Annotated in this window: 20 protein-coding genes, 4 tRNA genes and 1 other RNA gene; 6 read left to right on the top strand and 19 right to left on the bottom strand. The window is 67.5% G+C overall.

Translation table 11 applies throughout. The features are described 5' to 3' along the window. Window positions 1–4 precede the first annotated feature (4 nt). Window positions 5–1,759: a DNA polymerase III subunit gamma/tau gene (dnaX, locus tag V7060_RS03750; protein ID WP_334177906.1), complete on the bottom strand. Its 1,755-nt coding sequence runs from the start codon at window positions 1,757–1,759 to the stop codon at window positions 5–7. A 132-nt stretch (window positions 1,760–1,891) separates the two neighbouring features. Between dnaX and V7060_RS03745 the strand changes: the two genes are divergently transcribed. Beyond that, window positions 1,892–1,984, top strand: a tRNA-Ser gene (locus V7060_RS03745). Window positions 1,985–2,053: 69 nt separating this feature from the next. Beyond that, window positions 2,054–2,150, top strand: an RNA gene (gene ffs, locus V7060_RS03740) — signal recognition particle sRNA small type. A gap of 359 nt (window positions 2,151–2,509) precedes the next feature. Here ffs and V7060_RS03735 read toward each other — a convergent pair. Genes V7060_RS03735 through V7060_RS03705 form a run of 7 tightly spaced genes read right to left on the bottom strand, consistent with a single transcriptional unit; the run spans window position 2,510 to window position 7,214 of the window. Then, window positions 2,510–3,532: a gluconolaconase gene (locus tag V7060_RS03735; protein ID WP_334177905.1), complete on the bottom strand. Its 1,023-nt coding sequence runs from the start codon at window positions 3,530–3,532 to the stop codon at window positions 2,510–2,512. Continuing rightward, window positions 3,529–3,957 (bottom strand): molybdenum cofactor biosynthesis protein MoaE, encoded by a 429-nt coding sequence (locus V7060_RS03730; protein WP_334177904.1) that lies wholly within the window; start codon window positions 3,955–3,957, stop codon window positions 3,529–3,531. Before V7060_RS03730 ends, V7060_RS03735 begins: the two co-directional genes overlap by 4 nt. A gap of 2 nt (window positions 3,958–3,959) precedes the next feature. Continuing rightward, window positions 3,960–4,205: a MoaD/ThiS family protein gene (locus V7060_RS03725; protein WP_334177903.1), complete on the bottom strand. Its 246-nt coding sequence runs from the start codon at window positions 4,203–4,205 to the stop codon at window positions 3,960–3,962. Beyond that, entirely contained in the window at window positions 4,202–4,684 is a 483-nt protein-coding gene (moaC, locus tag V7060_RS03720) for a cyclic pyranopterin monophosphate synthase MoaC (RefSeq protein WP_334177902.1), read from the bottom strand. Before moaC ends, V7060_RS03725 begins: the two co-directional genes overlap by 4 nt. A gap of 16 nt (window positions 4,685–4,700) precedes the next feature. Beyond that, window positions 4,701–5,714 (bottom strand): GTP 3',8-cyclase MoaA, encoded by a 1,014-nt coding sequence (gene moaA / locus V7060_RS03715; protein WP_334177901.1) that lies wholly within the window; start codon window positions 5,712–5,714, stop codon window positions 4,701–4,703. Beyond that, window positions 5,711–6,463 (bottom strand): MBL fold metallo-hydrolase, encoded by a 753-nt coding sequence (locus V7060_RS03710; protein ID WP_334177900.1) that lies wholly within the window; start codon window positions 6,461–6,463, stop codon window positions 5,711–5,713. Before V7060_RS03710 ends, moaA begins: the two co-directional genes overlap by 4 nt. Before the next feature lies 1 nt (window position 6,464). Next, on the bottom strand, window positions 6,465–7,214 hold the full coding sequence (locus V7060_RS03705) for a 3-deoxy-D-manno-octulosonic acid kinase (protein ID WP_334177899.1): 750 nt from the start codon (window positions 7,212–7,214) through the stop codon (window positions 6,465–6,467). Window positions 7,215–7,233: 19 nt separating this feature from the next. Between V7060_RS03705 and V7060_RS03700 the strand changes: the two genes are divergently transcribed. Further along, on the top strand, window positions 7,234–8,280 hold the full coding sequence (locus tag V7060_RS03700; protein ID WP_334177898.1) for a glycosyltransferase family 9 protein: 1,047 nt from the start codon (window positions 7,234–7,236) through the stop codon (window positions 8,278–8,280). 10 nt (window positions 8,281–8,290) lie between these two features. Here the strand turns inward: V7060_RS03700 and V7060_RS03695 are convergent, their stop codons facing one another. Together V7060_RS03695 and V7060_RS03690 are read right to left on the bottom strand one after the other, a co-directional pair. Beyond that, a complete protein-coding gene (locus V7060_RS03695) occupies window positions 8,291–8,698 on the bottom strand; it encodes a DUF6165 family protein (RefSeq protein WP_334177897.1) in 408 nt (135 codons plus the stop codon). Between the two features lie 117 nt (window positions 8,699–8,815). Next, window positions 8,816–8,906 (bottom strand) — tRNA-Ser (locus tag V7060_RS03690). Between the two features lie 218 nt (window positions 8,907–9,124). On the opposite strand from V7060_RS03690, the gene V7060_RS03685 reads away from it, so the two are divergent. Beyond that, window positions 9,125–9,829: a PP2C family serine/threonine-protein phosphatase gene (locus tag V7060_RS03685; RefSeq protein WP_334177896.1), complete on the top strand. Its 705-nt coding sequence runs from the start codon at window positions 9,125–9,127 to the stop codon at window positions 9,827–9,829. A 15-nt stretch (window positions 9,830–9,844) separates the two neighbouring features. Here V7060_RS03685 and dnaQ read toward each other — a convergent pair whose 3' ends face one another. Genes dnaQ through V7060_RS03665 form a run of 4 tightly spaced genes read right to left on the bottom strand, consistent with a single transcriptional unit; the run spans window position 9,845 to window position 12,263 of the window. After that, complete coding sequence (dnaQ, locus tag V7060_RS03680) at window positions 9,845–10,573, bottom strand: DNA polymerase III subunit epsilon (protein ID WP_334177895.1); 729 nt, start codon at window positions 10,571–10,573, stop codon at window positions 9,845–9,847. Beyond that, window positions 10,573–11,130, bottom strand: a complete 558-nt coding sequence (locus tag V7060_RS03675) for a GNAT family N-acetyltransferase (protein WP_334177894.1) — start codon at window positions 11,128–11,130, stop codon at window positions 10,573–10,575. Before V7060_RS03675 ends, dnaQ begins: the two co-directional genes overlap by 1 nt. After that, window positions 11,127–11,576: a ribonuclease HI gene (rnhA, locus tag V7060_RS03670; protein ID WP_334177893.1), complete on the bottom strand. Its 450-nt coding sequence runs from the start codon at window positions 11,574–11,576 to the stop codon at window positions 11,127–11,129. Before rnhA ends, V7060_RS03675 begins: the two co-directional genes overlap by 4 nt. A 21-nt stretch (window positions 11,577–11,597) precedes the next feature. After that, window positions 11,598–12,263 (bottom strand): class I SAM-dependent methyltransferase, encoded by a 666-nt coding sequence (locus V7060_RS03665; protein WP_334177892.1) that lies wholly within the window; start codon window positions 12,261–12,263, stop codon window positions 11,598–11,600. Between the two features lie 61 nt (window positions 12,264–12,324). On the opposite strand from V7060_RS03665, the gene gloB reads away from it, so the two are divergent. Both gloB and V7060_RS03655 read left to right on the top strand, forming a co-directional pair. Further along, entirely contained in the window at window positions 12,325–13,104 is a 780-nt protein-coding gene (gene gloB / locus V7060_RS03660; protein WP_334177891.1) for a hydroxyacylglutathione hydrolase, read from the top strand. Further along, a complete protein-coding gene (locus tag V7060_RS03655; RefSeq protein WP_334177890.1) occupies window positions 13,101–14,282 on the top strand; it encodes a transglycosylase SLT domain-containing protein in 1,182 nt (393 codons plus the stop codon). Before gloB ends, V7060_RS03655 begins: the two co-directional genes overlap by 4 nt. Window positions 14,283–14,355: 73 nt before the next feature. On the opposite strand, the gene V7060_RS03650 is transcribed toward V7060_RS03655, so the two are convergent. From V7060_RS03650 to lon, 5 genes are all read right to left on the bottom strand, one after another. After that, window positions 14,356–16,332 carry a SurA N-terminal domain-containing protein gene (locus V7060_RS03650; RefSeq protein WP_334177889.1) on the bottom strand — a complete coding sequence of 659 codons (1,977 nt, stop codon included), beginning with the start codon at window positions 16,330–16,332 and terminating at the stop codon, window positions 14,356–14,358. Window positions 16,333–16,497: 165 nt separating this feature from the next. Continuing rightward, window positions 16,498–16,574, bottom strand: a tRNA-Asp gene (locus V7060_RS03645). A gap of 83 nt (window positions 16,575–16,657) precedes the next feature. After that, window positions 16,658–16,732 (bottom strand) — tRNA-Val (locus tag V7060_RS03640). Between the two features lie 34 nt (window positions 16,733–16,766). Beyond that, the gene (locus tag V7060_RS03635) at window positions 16,767–17,063 is read right to left on the bottom strand and encodes an HU family DNA-binding protein (protein WP_334177888.1); all 297 of its coding nucleotides are present in this window, start codon (window positions 17,061–17,063) and stop codon (window positions 16,767–16,769) included. A 193-nt stretch (window positions 17,064–17,256) separates the two neighbouring features. After that, window positions 17,257–19,701 (bottom strand): endopeptidase La, encoded by a 2,445-nt coding sequence (lon, locus tag V7060_RS03630; RefSeq protein ID WP_334177887.1) that lies wholly within the window; start codon window positions 19,699–19,701, stop codon window positions 17,257–17,259. Window positions 19,702–19,796 lie beyond the last annotated feature (95 nt).

The raw sequence follows: 19,796 nt of genomic DNA, 5'->3' as shown, positions 1-19,796 counted from the left end.
GTGATCACTCTTCGTAAGGTCGGATGGAATCCGGGACGAGCCTGGCGCCGTGTTGCTGCATCAGCTGCCGTACGTCCGGGTGGTTCATGAAGGTTTCTTCGGCCACGGTCTGGCGTTCGTCCCGCTGCCGGTGGCTGCGCTCCTTCAGCGTTTCACCATCGTTGGCCTTGGCGGCGAACGCCAGGCGCGGCGCGACGCCGTAGCGGCTGGCGATCGCATCGCCGAGTTCGCCGAGGGTGCGCTCCGAGCGCAGGTAGTCGAAGCCGCCGTCCAGCGCCAGCGTCAGCGTTCCATTGGCGTAGCCGGCGAACGCGACGTTGTCGACCAGTTGCTTGCCGACCCCCTTGAGTCCGCAGCTGCCGGCGAAATGCAGCCAGGTCTCGGCGTCGGTAATCCCGATGTCGGCAGGCATCGACGGCGCAGCCGGCGTCTGGGGAAGTGCGGCTACCGGTTCAGCCCAGGGCGGCGCATCGACGGACGCCGGCGCTGCGGGGCGTGGCGGCGCCGGCATTTCTTCGCGGGCCATCTGTTGCGGGTGCGCTGCAGGCTCGGGCGCGCGCGGCGTACGTGGCGGCATGACGATGTCACCCGAGGCAGGCGAAGCAGCAGACACCTGCGCCTGCGACGTCGCCGGCGCGGACGCCGTCGAAGCGCGCCCTTCTCCGCGCATTTCGCCCGCCTGCGCCGGCCGGAACGCGAGCATGCGCAACACGCTCATCTCGAAGCCCGCGCGGCCGCTGGGCGCCAGGTGGAGATCGCGCCGACCGTTGATCGCCATCTGGTACCAGAGCTGCACCACTTCCGGCCGCAGCTGCCCGGCGAAGGCGTCGATATCGACGCCTTCCGACTCCACGCTGGCCGACGGTACGAGTTGGCGTACCTGGATCCGATGCAGCGCTTCGGCCACGGCATCGAGGACACCGGCCCAGTCGGGCGAGAATTCGGCCAGCCTGGCCACGACCTGCAACAGCGTGTCGCCGTCGCCCTGCGCCAGCGCCGCCAGCATCGCGTCCACCTGGGTGCGATCCACCGTACCCAGCATGGTGCGCACGCCGTCGTCGCGGAGGGCGCCGCCGGCATAGGCGATCGCCTGGTCGAGCAGCGAGAGCCCGTCGCGCAGCGAACCGTCGGCGGCACGCGCGAGTTGCGCGACGGCGCCGGCATCCGCGTCGATGGCCTCGGCGCCCAGGATCTTGGTGATCTGCCCGCGGATTTGCTCCTCGTCCAGGCGCTTCAGGTTGAATTGCAGGCAGCGCGACAGCACGGTGACCGGCAGCTTTTGCGGATCGGTGGTCGCCAGCAGGAACTTCACGTGCTCCGGCGGCTCTTCCAGCGTCTTCAGCAGCGCATTGAACGCCGCCTTCGACAGCATGTGCACTTCGTCGATCAGGTAGACCTTGAACTTGCCGCGCGACGGCATGTACTGCGCGTTCTCGATCACCTCGCGCACGTCGTCCACGCCGGTGTTCGACGCCGCGTCGATCTCCAGCAGGTCGATGTAGCGGCCGGCGTCGATGTCCAGGCAGGCCGGGCACTGGCCGCAGGGATCGGCGCTGGTGCCCTTCTCGCAGTTCAGCGACTTGGCGAAGATGCGGGCGATCGTGGTCTTGCCGACGCCACGCGTGCCGGTGAACAGGAAGGCGTGGTGCACCCGGCCGCTGTCCAGCGCATTGGTCAGCGCACGGACCACGTGTTCCTGGCCCACCAACTCGGCGAAACGCTTGGGGCGCCACTTGCGGGCGAGGACGAGGTAGGACATGCCGACATTGTGCCACGCCCCGCAACCCCGGCCTCCGCAACCACGTGCCGCGCCGGCTTCGCTTGTGGTCGCCCCCCTGCGAAGGCTAGAATTCACGCCCCTGAAAGCGGCCGTACGCTGCGTTCAGGTCCCGGAGAGGTGTCCGAGCGGTTGAAGGAGCACGCCTGGAAAGTGTGTAAGCGTCTAAACCGCGCTTCGGGGGTTCGAATCCCCCTCTCTCCGCCAGTTTCATCGCGTCCCGCCAAGGGATGACGGCGAACCGCGCTCCGGCGCGGTTTCGTTTCTATGGTGGCCCCGTCGGCCCCTCGCGACGCTAGATTGAAAATCCCGCCAGGGCCGGAAGGCAGCAACGGTATCGATCGATGCGGGCGCCGAGGTCAGCCGGCGGGGCTACCGCCTTTTCCGGCACGGGCCATTCACTGATGCCTGCCGTTGCGACGGCAGCATTGCCATCGGCGCGGATGTACCGCGGGGCGCGGCAGCAACGGTATCGATCGATGCGGGCGCCGAGGTCAGCCGGCGGGGCTACCGCCTTTTCCGGCACGGGCCATTCACTGATGCCTGCCGTTGCGACGGCAGCATTGCCATCGGCGCGGATGTACCGCGGGGCGCGGCAGCAACGGTATCGATCGATGCGGGCGCCGAGGTCAGCCGGCGGGGCTACCGCCTTTTCCGGCACGGGCCATTCACTGATGCCTGCCGTTGCGACGGCAGCATTGCCGTCGGCGCGGATGTACCGCGGGGCGCGGGCTAATCCGCGACGATGCCGAGCGCATCCGGTTCGCGGCCGGTGACCCAGTAGTCGATCACCTGCCAGCGTTGCGTATCGATCACCGCGATCCTGTCGCCGCCGCTGATCGCCACGTAGGCGCGCGGACGATCGGCAGCGACCACCACGCCGATCGGCAGCGCCGCATTGCCCAGCATCGTAGGCTGGTAGTCCATGTCGTCGCGCGACAGGGAGACGGTGGCCACCGGCACCTTGGTGCGTGCATTGAACACGGCCAGCGTCGCGGCACGCGCGTTGGTCACGAATGCCGATGTGCCGTCGGCGGAAAACACCACGCGAATCGGGAATCCCTTGCTGCTCATGCGGCGCTTGACCGCGAGCGTTCGTGGATCGTGCACGGTGAGCGTGCCGTCCTCGCGGTTGGTGACCCAGACTTCGGCGCCGTCCGGCCGCACGGCAACGCCCTCCGCGCCCTTGCCTGCCGGCCGCTCGACGATCTTCGTGCCGGTCTGCAGGTCGATCCGGCTCAGCGTGCCCGCCTGGATCTTGGTGAGGTAGGCGACCTGCCCGTCCGGCGATACCGCGACCATGTGGCCGGTGCCGCTTCCCACATCAATCACGCGTTCGATCTCGCCCGTTTCCACCTCCACGACCAGCAGGCTGGCCGACGCTTCCGTGGTCACCAGCACGCGGCGGCCATCGGGAAGGAAGCGCAGTCCGTGCGGGGCGCCATGCTGCCCGAGGTCGATGGTGCGCGTCGGCCTGCCGTCCACCAGATCCAGCACCGACAGCGAACTGCGCGACCTGGCATTGCCGTAGTTCGTCACCACCGCCATCCGGCCATCCGGCGCAACCGCGATCTCGTGCGGTGCCTCGCCGGTGCGGAACTCACCGATCCTGCGTCCATCGCGCAACGACAGCCGCCAGACCGTATCCGCAGACTTGTTGCCGACCAGCAGTTCCGCTGCACGGGCGGGCGTATGCGCCATCACTTCCAGTCCGGCAAGCGATGCCGCGAACAGGAACCACCGCAGCGCGCTCATGCATTCTCCGCCATCGGATGCAGCCAGTCCGCGTCGCCTTCCCGGTAGTGCTCGCGCTTCCAGATCGGCACGCGTTGCTTCACCTCGTCGATGATGTAACGGCAGGCATCGAAGGCCGCGCCACGATGCGCCGCGCTCACGCCGACCCAGACCGCCAGGTCGCCAACGGCCAGCGTGCCCACGCGGTGCGCGCAACATGCGTCGACCACGTCGAAGCGCGCCTTCGCTTCCGCAACGATGCGCTCGCCTTCGCGCTCGGCCAGCATCGTGTAGGCCTCGTAATCGAGGCCATCGACTGCGCGCCCGGCGTGGTGGTCGCGCACCCAGCCTTCGAAGCTGGCGTATCCACCCGCACGCGGGTCGAGCACGCACGCGCGCAATTGTTCAAGGTCCAGCGGCGTTGCGAGCACATGGAAAGCTGGCATGCTCAGCCTCCGCTCACGGGTGGGATGAAGGCGATCTCGCTGCCTGCCACCGGCGCGTCACGCCAGCGTGCGAACTCGCCATCCACCGCCACCCGCAGGTGTTCGCGAGGCCAGTCGAGTCCGTGCCGCGCGCGCGCTTCGTCGTATACGCCGGCCAGGTCGACCGCGGCCGTGGACACCGTTTCGCTGGCGCGGCCGACGCGCTCGCGCAGGCTGGCGAAATAGAGCAGCGTCACCGTCGCCATCACACCTGCCCCACGTCGCGCTTGCCGCCGCGTTTCCCCAGCAGTTTCGCCGGTCCCAGCACGATCGCGTGCGAGAGCGCCTTGCACATGTCGTACACCGTCAATGCAGCGACCGTGGCGCCGGTCAGCGCCTCCATCTCCACGCCGGTACGGTGCACGGTAAGCACATGGCAGTCGATGCGCAGCGTGGTGTCGCCGTCCCAGTCGATCGCCAGCCGACAGCCGTCGATCGGCAGCGGATGGCAGAACGGAATCAGCTCGTGCGTGCGCTTCACCGCCATGGTGCCGGCGATGATGGCGGTCTCCACGATGCCGCCCTTCGCGCTGCGCAGGCCGTTGCGCTTCAGCTGGCGCGCGACCTCGGCAGGGAAACGCACGCGGCAGGTCGCGATGGCTTCGCGGGGCGTCGCCACCTTGCCGGACACGTCGACCATGGCCGGTCGACCGTGGGCATCCAGATGGGTCAGGGTCTTGCGAGGCATGTGGATCCTGAAAGCTTCAACCGCCGATAAGATACATCTCGACGCGCCGCCGGTCCCGCACTTCCGCCGAGCCACGCAGCTCGCTGTAGCGGTCGCCGCGCCGTTCCCACAATCCGCCCACATGCGCAGCGAGCGCCGTTTCGCCGTCGGCTATCGCGGCACGCAGATCGGTGCCTTCGGAAGCGAACAGGCAGGTGAACAAGCGCCCGTCGGCGGAGACGCGCGCCCGATGGCAATCGCCGCAGAACGGCGTGCTGACGGAACTGACGAAGCCCACCTCGCCCTTGCCATCGTCGAACCCGTAACGCTCGGCCACTTCGCCACGGTATTCCGCCTGCAACGGGTGCAGCGGCCAGCGCGCTCCGATCGCATCGCGGAGCACCGACGACGGCACCATGCGATCCATGCGCCAGTCGTTGCTGCTCCCCACGTCCATGAATTCGATGAAGCGCACGACATGGCCGGTCCCGCGGAAACGCTCGACCAGCGGGATCACCTGATCCTCGTTGACGCCGCGCTGCACGACCGCATTGATCTTGAGCCGCGAGAACCCGGCCGCCATCGCGGCATCGATGCCGGCCAGCACATCGCCCACCTGTCCGCGCCGGCCCGACATCTCGGCGAACACCCGGGGATCCAGCGCATCCAGGCTCACGGTGATGCGCCGCAAGCCGGCCTCGTGCAGCGCCTGCGCCTGCTGCGCAAGCAGCATGCCGTTGGTGGTCAGGGCGATGTCTTCCAGATCGGGAATCGCCGCGAGCCGACCGACCAGCTCGGGCAGGCGCTTGCGCAGCAGCGGCTCGCCGCCGGTCAGCCGCAGCTTGCGCGTGCCCAGCCGGACGAAGGCACGCACCAGGGTTTCGATTTCGTCGAACGACAGCCGCTGCGACGCGTCCGTTCCGTAATCCTCGGGCACGCGGTCGGCCGGCATGCAGTAGCCGCAACGGAAGTTGCACGCATCGATCACCGACAGGCGCAGGTCGTGCAGCGGACGCCCCAGCCGATCCTGCGGCAGCGTGATGGCGTTCACGGCAGAACGGTCGGCAGCGGGTCGACCAACGGAAGGCCATCCCCCGCCGCCGCGACGCGATGGCCGCGCGCGCGCAAGGCCTTCGCTTCTTCCATGCCGGCGTAGTGGTACAGCACGCAGCGTGCCAGCAACGCCGAGGAATACTCGCGTTCCAGGTCGTCGATACCGCTGTGCGAGGGATTGCCATGCAGCGCGCAGTCGTGCGCGATCACCTCGCCGGCGTCGGCGTGGCGCGCAAGCATCTCGGGGATCGGGCGCGTATCGCCGGTCCACACCACGCTGCCCGGCAGGCGCAGGCCGAACGCAGTGTCGGGCCAATGGTGGCGCACCGGGAACGCCTCCAGCCGCTGGCCGTCATGCCAGAACGCATCGCCCACCGGAATCAGCTGGAAGGCGTCCCAGAAGTTCGCGCCGCCCTCGGCCAGCACGTTCGGATAGCTGGCGATGCGCTGGTGCAGCAGCGGCACCAGCGGCGCCGGCACGTACAGGCGGACCTTGCCACGTCGCGCCGCATCGAAGTAGCTGGCCACGAACAGCCTTTCCATGCCGGCGACATGATCCAGGTGCAGGTGGGTGATGAACACGGCCTCGGGCATGCCGCCGTAACGGGCCTGATATGCCGTCAGCCCTTCTCCGCCGCAGTCGATCGTCAGCCACGGCGCGCCATCCCGCTCCAGTGTCGCCATCGACGAACCCAATTCGACCGCCCCGGCATTGCCCACGCCCAGGAAGCGCAACGTCCAGCCCATGTCAGTAACCCCGCGACCAGGCGTGGTCGTAGGCACGGCGGAGCTGGGCGAAGTCGTGCCCCACCTCGTCCTCGCTGCGCGCGCCGCGCAGCTTGAGCAGCGAACGCCGCAGCCGCGCGAGGTTCTGTTCGCGCCAGGCCGTGGCGGGAATGCGCAACCGGCCACGGTCGAAATCGATCAGCCAACCATGCCCGCTTCCATCGAACAGGATGTTCTGCGCATTGAGGTCGGCATGGTCCAGGCCTGCACGATGGAACCGGGCGATCAGCCGTCCCGTGCTTTCCCACGGCGCGTCGCCCTGGGCCTGCGCAGCGATGTCGGCCAGCGTGCGCACCTCCATCAGCCGTTCCACCAGGATGGAGGCGCGATAGAACATGCCATCGCGCACATAGCTGGCTGCCACCGGGCGCGGCACCGGCAGGCCACGCGCCAGCAGCGCACGCGTCAGGCGGAATTCGGCGAAACTGCGGGTCTTGTCCGGCCCGTGCCACAGGTAGCGGTCCCGGCTGAAACGCGCCGCCAGCCCGCCGCGCCGATACTGGCGCAGCACGCATTGGCTGGACGGCGCCTCGATGAACCAGGCGCTGCCGCGACCGCCACTGTCCACCGGGCGGGCACGCTCGCCCCACTTCTCCGGCGAGAACCAGTCCGGATCCGCTTGCCGCAGGTGTTTGCGGTCGAACAGAATCGCACCGTATCCGCTGCCTTCGCGGAACGGCGTCAGGGATTCCGAGGCGTCAAAACCGACCATTCAGCGAGTCTAACAACACTTGTCCACGATTCCCCATTCACTCTGCCTGCTGCGCCTGTCCGCCCTCGGCGACGTGACCCATGTCGTGCCGCTCGTGCGCACGCTGCAGCGGCACTGGCCGCATCTGCAGCTGCACTGGGTGATCGACAAGGGCGGCTTCAAGCTGCTCGAGGGTCTCGACGGCGTGACCTTCCACACCTACGACAAGAAGACCGGACTGGCCGGCATGCGCGCACTGCGCCGCGAACTGCCGGATGGCCGATTCGATGCGCTGCTGCAGATGCAGGTGGCCCTGCGGGCCAACCTGCTGTCGGCCTTCATCCCCGCGCGGCGTCGGATCGGCTACGACCGCCGCCGCTCGAAGGACCTGCACGGACTGGTCGTCAACGAGCGCATCCCCGATCGTCCAGGCATCCACGTCCTGGACGCGATAGGCAGCTTCTGCGAACCCCTCGGCCTGCGGCAGACGGAGGTGGTGTGGGACCTGCCCGTGCCTGCCGATGCGCACGCGTGGGCGGCGGCGCAGTGGCCCGGCGATGGCCAGCGCACGCTGGTGATTTCGCCCTGCTCCAGCCACGTGCGCCGCAACTGGTATGCCGACCGCTACGCGGCGGTCGCCGACCACGCGGCGGCGCAGGGCTGGCGTGTGGTGCTGTGCGGCGGACGCAGCGAGCTGGAACGCCAGACCGCAGACGCCATCAGCGCCGCGATGTGGGCGCCCGTGCTGGACCTGGTCGGCAAGGACACGCTGAAGCAGTTGCCGGCGCTGCTGGCACGTGCCGACCTGGTGATGACGCCCGACTCCGGCCCGATGCACATCGCCAATGCCATGGGCAGCGCGGTGCTGGGCCTGCATGCCGCCAGCAATCCGCTTCGCAGCGGCCCGTATTCCAGCGTGCGCTACTGCGTGGATCGCTACGATGCGGCCGCGCGCCGCTACAAGGGCAGGCCGGCGGACGAACTGGCATGGGGCGCCAAGATCGAGCACGACGGCGTGATGGAACTGGTCACCGTGGACGACGGCATCGCCGCGTTCGAACGGCGCCGGAGCGACCTCGCGGATTGAGCGCGGCGCGTCAGGGTGCGCCGGCGGCGCGGTAGTCCTGGTAGGACTTCTCTTCCACGTAGCTGGACCCCAGCGCCAGGTTGATGGCCTTCTTGATGCGGGCGCGCTCGTCATTCTCGAGGTAGACGCTGCGGGCGAGGCGCACGAAGTCGCCATCGAACGCCTGCGCCTTCTCCTTCAAGCGCACGTCGTCCTCGATCACCCACAGGCGCTCGTTGACGGCCTTCAGCTGTGCGCGCAGTTCGACGATGTCGTGGCCGGCCACCGGATGCGCCATCCAGGTCTTCTCCAGCGCCGCAAGCTCATCGCGCACATGGGCCAGCTTGGCGGGGTCGCTCATCCGCTCGGACTTGATCTGCAGGATGGCGATCTTGTCCAGCAACTCACCGAACGACACGGGGACGAGGATCTCGGACATGGAGGGCTCCGGCGAAAGACGGCCATTCTAGGCGTTGCCGCCGCAGCGGGCACCCGCACGCACGCAGGTCGTCGAAAACACAAAAGCCCGCATCGCTGCGGGCTTCCGGGCTTGATCTGGCGGAGAGGGAGGGATTCGAACCCTCGATACGCTATTAACGTATGCCTGATTTCGAGTCAGGTACATTCAACCACTCTGCCACCTCTCCAGTGGTCCCGGGCTTCCCCGGGGGCGTGAATGATACGTGGCCGGCCGCATCCGGACAAGCGCGGCACGCCGCAGGTACCGCTTCTTCGCATCACCTGGCCTCCACGTCGATGAATCCTGACGGGCGCCACGGGTGCCATCCGCTTGTCCGATGTCCTGTTCGACCGGATCATTGCGTATGACCGGATAGGAAAAAAACGTCCGCACAGACAGGGCACCATGATCGAATTCGGCCACATCTCCCACGTCGGCCTCAGGCGCGAGCTGAACGAAGACACCTACTACGGCGACAGCGAGCTGGGCCTGTGGCTGGTGGCCGACGGCATGGGTGGCCATGCCTGCGGCGAGGTGGCCAGCGCGCTGGCGCGCGAGACCATCGTGCGCGAGATCCGTGACGGCACCCCGCTCGCGCAGGCGATCCGCATCGCCGACGAGGAGATCATCCGTACCTCCCGCCGCCGCAACGACACGCTGCCGATGGGGACCACCGTCGTGGCCGCGCGCATCCAGGGCAACCGCTTCGAGGTGGCCTGGGTCGGCGACAGCCGCGCCTACCTGTGGCGCGAAGGCCACCTGGCCCAGTTGAGCCAGGACCACAGCTACGTGCAGGAACTGATCGCACAGGGCGCCCTGACCAGCGAGCAGGCCCGCACGCATCCGCACCGCAACGTCGTCACCCAGGCACTGGGGGTGACCGACCCCAACCACCTCAATGTGGAAACGATGACCGGCGAGTTGCGCCCCGGCATGCAACTGCTGCTGTGCAGCGACGGCCTGACCGAAGAGGTGGACGATCCCAGCATCGCCGCCACGCTCAAGCACGACGACTGCAGCGCGCAAGAGTGCGTGGATACGCTGATCGCGGCGGCACTGGACGGAGGCGGCTCGGACAACGTCACCGCCATCCTGGTGCGTTGCCACTAAGCCACTGCGGCCTGGTCAGCCGGCCTCAAGCACCGGCGGGTCCCACAGGCAGCGGCCGCCTGCCTTCTTACGCAACGTGGCAAGGCGGGCCTCGTGTGCCGCCAGTTCCTCACTGGATGGCTGCACCCGGGGACGGGCACCGGCCGCCGCTGCGTCGAACTGATGCACGACCACGGCAGTGGCGCCGCTGGACGACTCTTCCGCGCCGCCAAAGCCGATTTCGCGCTGCCCGGCCGTCAGGTTGAGATAGACATCGCACAGCAGCTGGGCGTCCAGCAGCGCGCCGTGCAGTTGCCGGTGGGTATTGTCGACACCCAGGCGCTTGCACAGCGCATCCAGTGAATTCCGCTGCCCGGGAAACCGTTGCCGCGCCAGCAGCAGCGAATCCTCGACCGTGACCCGGTCGGCCAGGCGCCCGTACTGCTCGCCAAGCCGCGACAGTTCGTAGTCGAGGAAGCCGACGTCGAACGCCGCGTTGTGGATGATCAGTTCGGCACCGTCGATGAACGCCAGGAACTCGTCCGCGATCGTCGCGAACAAGGGCTTGTCCGACAGGAACTCCAGGCTGAGGCCGGTGACTTCCGCCGCACCCTGTTCGAATTCGCGTTGCGGATTGATGTACTGGTGGTAGGTCCGCCCGGTCGGGCGCCGCTCCATCAGCTCCACGCAGCCGATTTCGACGACGCGGTTGCCCTTCTTCCACTCCAGGCCGGTGGTTTCGGTGTCGAGGATGATCTGGCGCATCAGGCGGCTTCCTTGGGGAGGTGCAGGTGGAACAGGTCCACCGCATGTTCGATGGCGGGGAGCACGATCATTCTGTCGAATTCGAATCCCAGTTTCTGCAACAGGCCGATCGAGGCCGCGTTGTCGGGGTTGACGATGGCATGCAGGCGGGCAATGCCAAGGCGGCCGGTGGCGTCGGCGATGACCGCGCGCGCTGCCTCAATCGCGAAGCCCTGACCCGCATGCGCAGGCAGCAGCGCATAACCCAGGTCGGGACCATCCAGGCCGTCGCGACGCACCAGCCCGCAATTGCCGATCAGCGCACCGGTATCCTTGCGCCGGATCGCATACATGCCGAACCCATGCTGCGCGTAACTGCGAAGTGCGCCATTGCGCAGGTAATCGCGCGCCTGCTGCAGCGTCCGTACGCCACGGTCGGCGATATGGCGGATGAAAGCGGGGTCGTTGAGCAACTCCAACATGAGTGCCACATCGGCATCGTCGCGATCGGACATCGCGTGCAGCTGCAGGCGGGACGTCTCGGCGATGAGTTGGCCAGGCGCCATCGCCAGCGTCACGCCACCGCTCCATTGCGGAAACGCACGGCCGCGTTGCGCGCCAGCACGTCGACACGCTCGTTGTCGGGGTCGCCGTTGTGGCCCTTGACCCATTTCCAGTCGATGCGGTGGCGGCCGGTGGCGGCGTGCAGGCGCTCCCAGAGGTCGCGGTTCTTCACGGGGTCGCCGCCTGCGGTCTTCCAGCCGCGCCGCACCCAGCCCGGCATCCATTCGGTGATGCCCTGGCGGACGTACTGCGAATCGATGTGCAGCGTGACCTCGCACCCTTCGGTCAGCACCTCCAGCGCCGCGATGGCCGCCATCAGCTCCATGCGGTTGTTGGTGGTCTGCGCCTCGCCGCCGACCACTTCGCGCTCCTTGTCGCCATAGCGCAGGAGGGCTGCCCAGCCTCCCGGGCCGGGATTGCCCAGACAGGAGCCGTCGGTATGGATGCTGATGTGTTTCATGAATCCTCTTGTTCTACAACGTCAGGCGGCGGGCGCGGTGCGCCACGCACGCCGCATGGGCGCGGGCGGGATGAGGCTGGCCACGCGCTTCTCTGCTTCGAGCAGGCGCGCGGCGCGGAAAGACGCCGGTCCATGCCCTGGCGCCTCGGGCACGCCCCGCCAGACCGGCCCGTAATGCAGGACATGCTCGGACATCACCAGGCCGGCCGCCGCCAGTTGCAGGCGCCACTGTGGCAGGGCGCGCGGCACCAGCCCGGCCCCGCGCCAACGCAGCCGGTACGGGCTCCACGGGTTCAGGACGAACAGCCACAGGCGGCCGCCCGGCTCCAGGATCCGGGAGCACTCCTGCAACAACGGTTGCGGATCGCCCGCCTCCAGCACGTGCTGCAGCACGATCACACCCACGGATTCGGTGGGCAGTGGCAGCGGCAATCCGCACCGGACATGGCCAGCCAGGCGATGCGAACCCGCCGTCGCCCGCAGCCGAACGCCCCGCGTCGCCGGGGCGCTGGCCGTCTGGAACGGCGTGTCGCCACCCTCCGGCGACACCCACAGCCAAGGCTGTGGCGTCCGGCTGGTGAGCGCCTGGCTGACGCGGGCATGTTCGGAGGCGAGGATCGGCCCACCGTGGTCGGACCCGAACCACGCCAGGGCATCGGGTTGACGGGTAAACGCGAACGCAGGCATGTTCGGATTGTAGAGGACGCCGCCCCCGGGCGTCCGTCCCCCGCCCGGAGCCGTACCCCCGATGCGCCTGCTCGCCCTGCCTGCCTTCGAGGACAACTACATCTGGGCGCTCGTCGACGACGACGGCGACGCACTGGTGATCGATCCGGGCGATGCGGCGCCCGTCCTGGCGGCCACCGGCAACGGCCTGTGGCCGGCAGCCGTGCTGGTCACCCACCACCATGCCGATCACGCGGGAGGCATCGCGGCCCTGCGCTCCCGCTGGCCGACCTTGCCGGTCTTCGCACCCGAGGACGACCGCATTCCCGAGGCAACCGGCCGCGTCGGCGATGGCGACGTCGTACAGGTGAAACACTGGCGGCTCTCGGTGCTCGCCGTCCCGGGACACACGCGCAGCCACGTCGCCTTCCACGGAGGCAGCCTCGACGGACCACCGCATCTGTTCTGCGGGGACACCTTGTTCAGCCTGGGCTGCGGGCGCCTGTTCGAGGGGACGCCTGCCGAGATGCTCGCGTCGCTGGAGCGCCTGGCCGCGCTGCCACCCTCGTCGCTGGTCTGCTGCGGCCACGAGTACACGCTGGCGAACGGCGCGTTCGCCAGCGTCGTGGATCCGCACAACGTGGCCTTGCGCGAACGCATCAAGGAGGTCCATGCGATGCGCCAGGCTGGTCGCCCCTCGCTGCCGGTCACGCTGGCCAGCGAAGCCGCGACCAATCCGTTCCTGCGGGTGGACAGCGATGCCGTACGCGCAGCCGTGACCCACCGGCTGGGTCGCCCACCGGCCGACCGGGTGGAGGCGTTCGCCACCCTGCGGCAGTGGAAGAACGATTTCCGCGCATGAGCCGGTGCCGCCGACGTCATCTCGCCTTGCTGGCAGCGGGATTTGTCCTCGCCCCGCCGACGGCATTCGCCTTCGATCCGCCCGCCCCTGCGACCACGCAGGTCGCGCCGGCGACGCCACCGATCGATCCGGGCACCCTCCCTGCCACCCACCAGCGGAGCGGGCTGGAAATCTACCAGCGCTTCCGCGATGGACTGGCGGATCCGGAGTGCGACAGCCAGGCCACGAACGGGCGCTGGAAGCAGCATTTCAGCCATGCGCCCGGCCAACTCGCGCGCGCCGAGGACGACGTGCTGCCCCTGTTCGGCTACGTGGTCGACGCCCTGCGCGAAGCGCACCTGCCAACCGAGTTCGCCCTGATCCCGTTCGTCGAAAGCGGCTACAAGCCGGGCGCACGCAACGCCCAGGGGCCGGCGGGACTGTGGCAGTTCATCGGCATCACCGCGCGGAACCACGGCGTGCCCATGCGCGAAGGCTACGACGGCCGGCTGTCGCCCGTGGATTCCACCCAGGCCGCCGTCCGCTACCTGAAAACCCTGCATGGCATGTTCGGCGGCGACTGGCGGCTGGCCGTGATGGCCTACAACGCCGGCGAGTACCGCGTACTGCAATCGATGCGTCGCGCCGGCATGAACGCCCGGAATGCGCGACCGGCAGAACTGCCGGGACTGTCCGGCATCACCTACGCGTACGTGGAGAAACTGCACGCGCTGGCCTGCATCTTCCAGCAGGCCGACGATCGCGACGCCTGGCTCAAGCAGATGGATCGTCCGGTGCCGCGCCTGGCGGCGCATGTCCTGCCCGGCGATGCGACGCTCGAGGCGTGGGCCGGCGCACGGCAACAGCCAGCGGCACTGCTCAAGCGCCTCAACCCTGCCCTCGCCGGCCGTTTCAGCCGGGCCGGCCAACCGCTTCGCCTGCTGGCGCCGAGCGCAGGCGTCGACGACATGGGCGTGCCACCGACGGCCTCCGGCACGCCAGCGCCGGCACGGCCGGACGCGCACGGGGACACCTCCCCGGCCGCACGCACACATACCGTCAAGAGCGGCGACTCGGCCTGGACCATCGCCCGCCGCTACGGGATCTCCCCGACACGCCTGCTGCAGATCAACGGCCTCGACGCGAATGCCGTGTTGCGACCCGGCACGAAATTGAAGCTGGACGACGAGCCGCACTGAGTTCCGCACGCGGCAGCCGCAAAAAAGAATCCCGCCTGGTGGCGGGATTCCGTATCAAACCATGTCGCTTGGATCAGAGCCGCTCTTCGAACACCTTCACCTTGAAGCGCTTGCGCAGTGCATCCACGTACGCCTGCGTCGCGATGCCGCCGTTGAGTTGGACCAGCTGTTGCTGCATGGTCGCGCGCTCTTCGGCGGGCATATCCGCGATCGCCCCATCGTTCACCTTGTTGACGGTGAAGATCGCATAGGCGCCATTGCCCAGCGCCACCTTGCCTGCGACCACCTTGCCGTCCGCCGGACGGCCTGCCGCGAAGATGGCTTCATTGGATTCCGCCGTCGGCATCGGCATGCCACGGCGCAAGCCCGGCAGTTCGTTGAAACGCAGGCCTTCAGCGGTGGCGATCGTCGCCAGCGACTCACCCTTCTGCACGCGGGCGATCAGCGAATCCGCCGCTGCCTGCGCGGCCTTTTCCTGCCTATCCGCACGGATGGCCAACACCACGGCATCGCGCGCCTTGTCGAGCGGCAGCGCCTGTTCGGGCGTGTGCTGGGAAACGCGGATGACCACGCTGTGGTTCGGCGCTATCTCGATCGGATCGCTGATGGTGCCGTCCTGCACCAGGGTGTCGGAGAACGCCGCGCGCAGCACCGCCGGCATCATCGCGATGCCCTGCGGCTGGTCGCGCGAGAACGGTCCGACCTTCTGCAGCGGCAGACCGGTGGCTTCCGCCGCCGGCGCAAGCGCCGTCGGATTCTTCAGCGTTTCGTTGACCACACGGCCCGCCAGTTCGTTGAACGCCCGCTCGCGCTCGCCGTTGGCTTCCTCCGCCGCCAACTCGCCGCGCACTTCGTCGAAGCTGCGGCCGGTGCCGGGCTTGATCTGCTTGAGCTGCAGCACGTGGTAACCGAAGTCGCTCTTGACCGGGCCACGGATCTCGCCGGCCTGCATCGCGAACGCGGCATCCTCGAACGGCTTGACCATCGAGCCGTCCTTGGCGAACGCCGGCAACTCGCCGCCGGAGTCCTTCGAACCAGGATCCTCCGAATTCGCACGCGCCAATGCGGCGAAATCAGCCCCTTCGCGCGCCTGCCTGGCCAGTGCGGCGGCCTTCTCTTCGGCCTTCTTCTGGGTAGCGGCATCGGCGCCCGCATCGGCCGCGATCAGGATATGCGCCACGACGCGCTGTTCCGGCGACATGAAGCGCGACTTCTCCGCTTCATAGCGCTTGCGCAGCGCGGCTTCGTCGGCCGCCGCAGCGACGGGCAACGCCGAACCATCGATGTCCAGGTATTCCAGCGAGACCTGCTCGGGCTGCTTGAAGTCGTTCTTGTGCCCGTCGTACCACGCCTTGATCTGCGCCTCGCTGACCGGCGCCGTGTCTTCGGCCACCGGCGGCAACAGCGCGATGCCGATGTCGCGCGTCTCGCCCAGCAATTTCCACATGCGCGCCTGTTCGTTCTCGGTGACGAAATCGGATTCACCGATCGCCTGCGGCACCAGCATCATGCGCAGGCGCTCGCGCTGCTGCGCCTCGAACTGGAGCGGCGAGATCGCCGGCATCTGCGACGACAGCAGCAACTGGTACTGCTCGGCGCTGAACTTGCCGTCGACCTGGAACGCCGGCTCGCTTGCGATCATCTTCTGCACGGCCGCGTCGCCCACGACGATGCCAGTGCGCTTCGCACCCAGCGCCAGCACCTTCTGATCGATCAGCTGCTCCAGCACCTTGCGCTTGTTGTCGACGCTTTCGAAGTCGCGCGGATCGAACGCATCCCCCAGCGCCTGGCGCTGCTGCTGGCGAGCCTGTTCGAAAGCCGCACGGAAATCCTCCTGGGTGACCTCTTCGCGCTGCCACAGCGTCGACACCGGCCACCACTGCGGCGCGGATTCCCACCACGTCGGCGGCGCCTCCACGAGCGCCACGTCGCCGGCGGTGCCGCCGGTGACATATTCGTTCACGCCCACGAAGGCGAACGGGATGATCAGCAGACCGAGGACCAGGCTGGCGACCCAGCCGGAGGTTTTGTCGCGGAGTTTCTGCAGCATGTGCGCACGGACCCGAATTCGTTCAGCCGCGCAGTTTAGCGCGCCCGGGCAGCGCCGTCTCGCCACCCGGCGGATGCCCGGCGATCGAAACGAGGTCGCCGCGCTGCGGATGAATGGGAGAGGCGCACAGCAAAAAGCCCGCTTTCGCGGGCTTCTTGGGTGAAATGGCGGAGTGGACGGGACTCGAACCCGCGACCTCCGGCGTGACAGGCCAGCATTCTAACCGACTGAACTACCACTCCGCGCTGAGACGAACATTGTAAGACGATTTGAGCGTTTTCCGCTAGACCATCCGACAATTTTTTGATTCTGCATCGCCCCGATGTGGTGGGTGCTGAGGGTTTCGAACCCCCGACCCTCTCCGTGTAAGGGAGACGCTCTACCGCTGAGCTAAGCACCCGGGTGATCGCACCCTGCCATCGGCAGCGAGTCGATTAGTTTACGGCATCCTTCAGGGCTTTGCCAGCCTTGAACGCGGGGTTCTTGGACGCCTTGATCTTGATGGTGTCGCCGGTCTTCGGGTTGCGGCCCGTACGGGCGGCGCGCTTGCGGACCTGGAAAGTGCCGAAGCCGACCAGCGTCACGGTGTCGCCCTTCTTGAGGGCCTTGGTGACGCTGGAGATGACGGCGTCGACGGCGCGGCCGGCTTCGGCCTTGGACACTTCAGCTTCGTCGGCGACGGCATCGATCAATTCGGTTTTGTTCATTGCGTAACTCCCTGTGCGGCACAACCGCGGAATGAGTGACCGGAACCTCGGGCTTCACTTGCCTCACGGGAACCGGTCGTTATGTCCACGCGCATCGAGGCACTGCCACGTGCATGCGGGTGACGCCGTTATACCAGTGCAAAAAATGCCACGCAAGCCGCAAACCCTGTAATGAAGCGGGTTTCAGAGCGATGACAGGCACTACGTGTCACATCGCTCAATGCTTCACGCCCGGCTGCTGCGACCCTTTGCCGCGCTCCTTCTTGGCCGCGGGCACCGCGCGTTCGCCACCGCCATCGGCGGGCACGGGTGCCAATGGCCGCTCCAACGCGAGATCGAGGACCTCATCGATCCACTTCACCGGCACGATCTTCATGCCTTCGGTGACATTCGCCGGAATATCGGCCAGATCCTTCTTGTTCTCGTCCGGAATGATGACGGTCGTGATACCGCCGCGCAGGGCGGCGAGCAACTTCTCCTTGAGGCCCCCGATCGCGGTGACGCGTCCACGCAGCGTGATCTCGCCCGTCATGGCGACATCGGCGCGCACGGGATTGCGGGTGAGTGCCGACACCAGCGCCGTTGCCATCGCGATGCCCGCACTCGGCCCGTCCTTCGGCGTCGCGCCATCGGGCACGTGCAGGTGCACATCGTGCTTCTGCAGGAACTCCGCATCCACGCCAAGGCTGGTCGCACGGCTGCGCACCACCGACAGCGCCGCCGAGCCGGACTCCTTCATCACGTCGCCCAACTGGCCGGTCAGCAGCATGCCGCCCTTGCCGGGGACCAACGCAACTTCGATCTGCAACAGATCGCCGCCGACCTCGGTCCACGCCAGGCCGGTCACCAGGCCGATCTCGTTCTGCTCCTCCGCGCGGCCGAAGTCATAGCGCCGCACACCTGCGTATTTCTCGAGGTTCTTCGAGCCGACCTGCATCGCCGCTGCTTTCTTCCTGGCGGGCTTCGGGCCGGCCAGCGCGATTTCCTTCACCACCTTGCGGCAGATCTTCGCGACTTCGCGCTCCAGGTTGCGCACGCCGGATTCGCGCGTGTAGTAGCGCACGAGATCGCGGATCGCGCCCTCGGCGATCTTCAACTCGTCGAGCTTCAGGCCATTGGCCTTGAGTTGCTTCGGCACCAGGTAGCGTTGCGCGATGTTGACCTTTTCGTCTTCCGTGTAGCCCGGGATGCGGATGACTTCCATGCGGTCGAGCAGCGGACCGGGAATGTTCAACGAGTTCGAGGTCGCGACGAACATCACCTCGGAGAGATCGAGATCCACTTCCAGATAGTGATCGTTGAAGGCACTGTTCTGCTCCGGATCCAGCACCTCTAGGAGGGCCGAAGAGGGATCTCCGCGGAAGTCCATCGACATCTTGTCGATCTCGTCCAGCACGAACAACGGATTCTTGCTCGCCGTCTTGTTGAGGTTCTGCACGATGCGTCCGGGCATCGAACCCACGTACGTGCGGCGATGACCGCGGATCTCGGCCTCATCGCGCACGCCGCCCAGCGACATGCGCACGAACTTGCGGTTGGTCGCCTTGGCGATGCTCTGGCCCAGCGACGTCTTGCCGACGCCCGGCGGCCCCACGAGGCACAGGATCGGACCACGCAGCTTCTTCACGCGCGACTGGACGGCCAAGTATTCGAGGATGCGCTCCTTCACCTTCTCCAAGCCGTAATGGTCGGCATCCAGCGTGTCCTGCGCGACTTTCAGGTCCTTGCGTACCTTGGTGCGCTTGTTCCACGGGACGCCGAGCAGCCAGTCCAGATAGTTCCGGACCACCGCGGCCTCCGCCGACATTGGCGACATCTGCTTGAGCTTGTTGAGCTCGTTGCGCGCCTTCGTCTCGACCGGCTTCGGCATGCCGGCTTCGGCAATCTTGCGCGCCAGCTCTTCCAGTTCGTTGGGCGCTTCGTCCAGCTCGCCCAGTTCCTTCTGGATGGCCTTCATCTGTTCGTTGAGGTAGTACTCGCGCTGGCTCTTTTCCATCTGCGACTTCACCCGGCCGCGGATGCGCTTCTCCAACTGCTGGACGTCGATTTCGCCATCCACGAAGCCGACCAGCAGCTCGAGCCGCTCGCCGACCTCGATGGTCTCCAGCAGGCGCTGCTTGTCGCTCAGGCGCACGCCGAGGTGCGCGGCGATCGTATCGGCCAGCCGGCTGGGTTCATCGATGCCGGCCAGCGTCTGCAGCAGCTCGGGCGGCAGCTTCCGGTTGGTCTTCACGTACTGCTCGAACAGGCTCACCAGCGACCGTGCCACGGCCTCGATTTCGCGCGGCTCGCGGCCATCGGTCGAATCGATTTCCTCGCCCTGCCCGTACAGTGAACCGTCGCGCTCCACCACGTTCGACACGCTGACGCGCGCCGTCCCCTCGACGAGCACCTTGATCGTGCCGTCAGGCAGTTTGAGCAGTTGCAGCACCTGCGCCAGCGTACCGACGGTGTACAGGTCGGCCGCGGCGGGGTCGTCCGTTTCCGCCGACTTCTGCGCCAGCAGGATGATGCGCTTGTCGGCTTCCATCGCCTGCTCCAGCGCACGCATGGACTTGTCGCGCCCGACGAACAGCGGAATGACCATGTGCGGGAACACCACCACGTCGCGTAGCGGCAGGACCGGCAGGTCGAGGATTTCAGTCTGGGGACGGCGGGGCATGGGGGCTCCAGCAAGTGCGGAAAGCAGGGGTGCGCGTGCACCAATGGGCCCGTTATGGGGCCATCGCGAGAGGGATGCAAGAGCGTCGCCAAAAC

The organism is Pseudoxanthomonas sp. (assembly GCF_036845285.1).
Taxonomy (GTDB): domain Bacteria; phylum Pseudomonadota; class Gammaproteobacteria; order Xanthomonadales; family Xanthomonadaceae; genus Pseudoxanthomonas_A.
This window is presented reverse-complemented; position numbering and strand designations above follow the sequence as displayed.

Excerpts from the sequence above, each read along its gene's own strand:
- V7060_RS03655 (WP_334177890.1), top strand. The coding sequence starts at position 13,101 with ATGAGCCGGTGCCGCCGACGTCATCTCGCCTTGCTGGCAGCGGGATTT.
- V7060_RS03685 (WP_334177896.1), top strand. The coding sequence starts at position 9,125 with ATGATCGAATTCGGCCACATCTCCCACGTCGGCCTCAGGCGCGAGCTG.
- V7060_RS03730 (WP_334177904.1), bottom strand. The coding sequence starts at position 3,957 with ATGCCAGCTTTCCATGTGCTCGCAACGCCGCTGGACCTTGAACAATTG.
- moaC (WP_334177902.1), bottom strand. The coding sequence starts at position 4,684 with ATGCCTCGCAAGACCCTGACCCATCTGGATGCCCACGGTCGACCGGCC.
- V7060_RS03665 (WP_334177892.1), bottom strand. The coding sequence starts at position 12,263 with ATGCCTGCGTTCGCGTTTACCCGTCAACCCGATGCCCTGGCGTGGTTC.
- lon (WP_334177887.1), bottom strand. The coding sequence starts at position 19,701 with ATGCCCCGCCGTCCCCAGACTGAAATCCTCGACCTGCCGGTCCTGCCG.
- dnaQ (WP_334177895.1), bottom strand. The coding sequence starts at position 10,573 with ATGCGCCAGATCATCCTCGACACCGAAACCACCGGCCTGGAGTGGAAG.
- V7060_RS03650 (WP_334177889.1), bottom strand. The coding sequence starts at position 16,332 with ATGCTGCAGAAACTCCGCGACAAAACCTCCGGCTGGGTCGCCAGCCTG.
- V7060_RS03735 (WP_334177905.1), bottom strand. The coding sequence starts at position 3,532 with ATGAGCGCGCTGCGGTGGTTCCTGTTCGCGGCATCGCTTGCCGGACTG.
- dnaX (WP_334177906.1), bottom strand. The coding sequence starts at position 1,759 with ATGTCCTACCTCGTCCTCGCCCGCAAGTGGCGCCCCAAGCGTTTCGCC.
- V7060_RS03710 (WP_334177900.1), bottom strand. The coding sequence starts at position 6,463 with ATGGGCTGGACGTTGCGCTTCCTGGGCGTGGGCAATGCCGGGGCGGTC.
- gloB (WP_334177891.1), top strand. The coding sequence starts at position 12,325 with ATGCGCCTGCTCGCCCTGCCTGCCTTCGAGGACAACTACATCTGGGCG.
- rnhA (WP_334177893.1), bottom strand. The coding sequence starts at position 11,576 with ATGAAACACATCAGCATCCATACCGACGGCTCCTGTCTGGGCAATCCC.
- V7060_RS03705 (WP_334177899.1), bottom strand. The coding sequence starts at position 7,214 with ATGGTCGGTTTTGACGCCTCGGAATCCCTGACGCCGTTCCGCGAAGGC.
- V7060_RS03695 (WP_334177897.1), bottom strand. The coding sequence starts at position 8,698 with ATGTCCGAGATCCTCGTCCCCGTGTCGTTCGGTGAGTTGCTGGACAAG.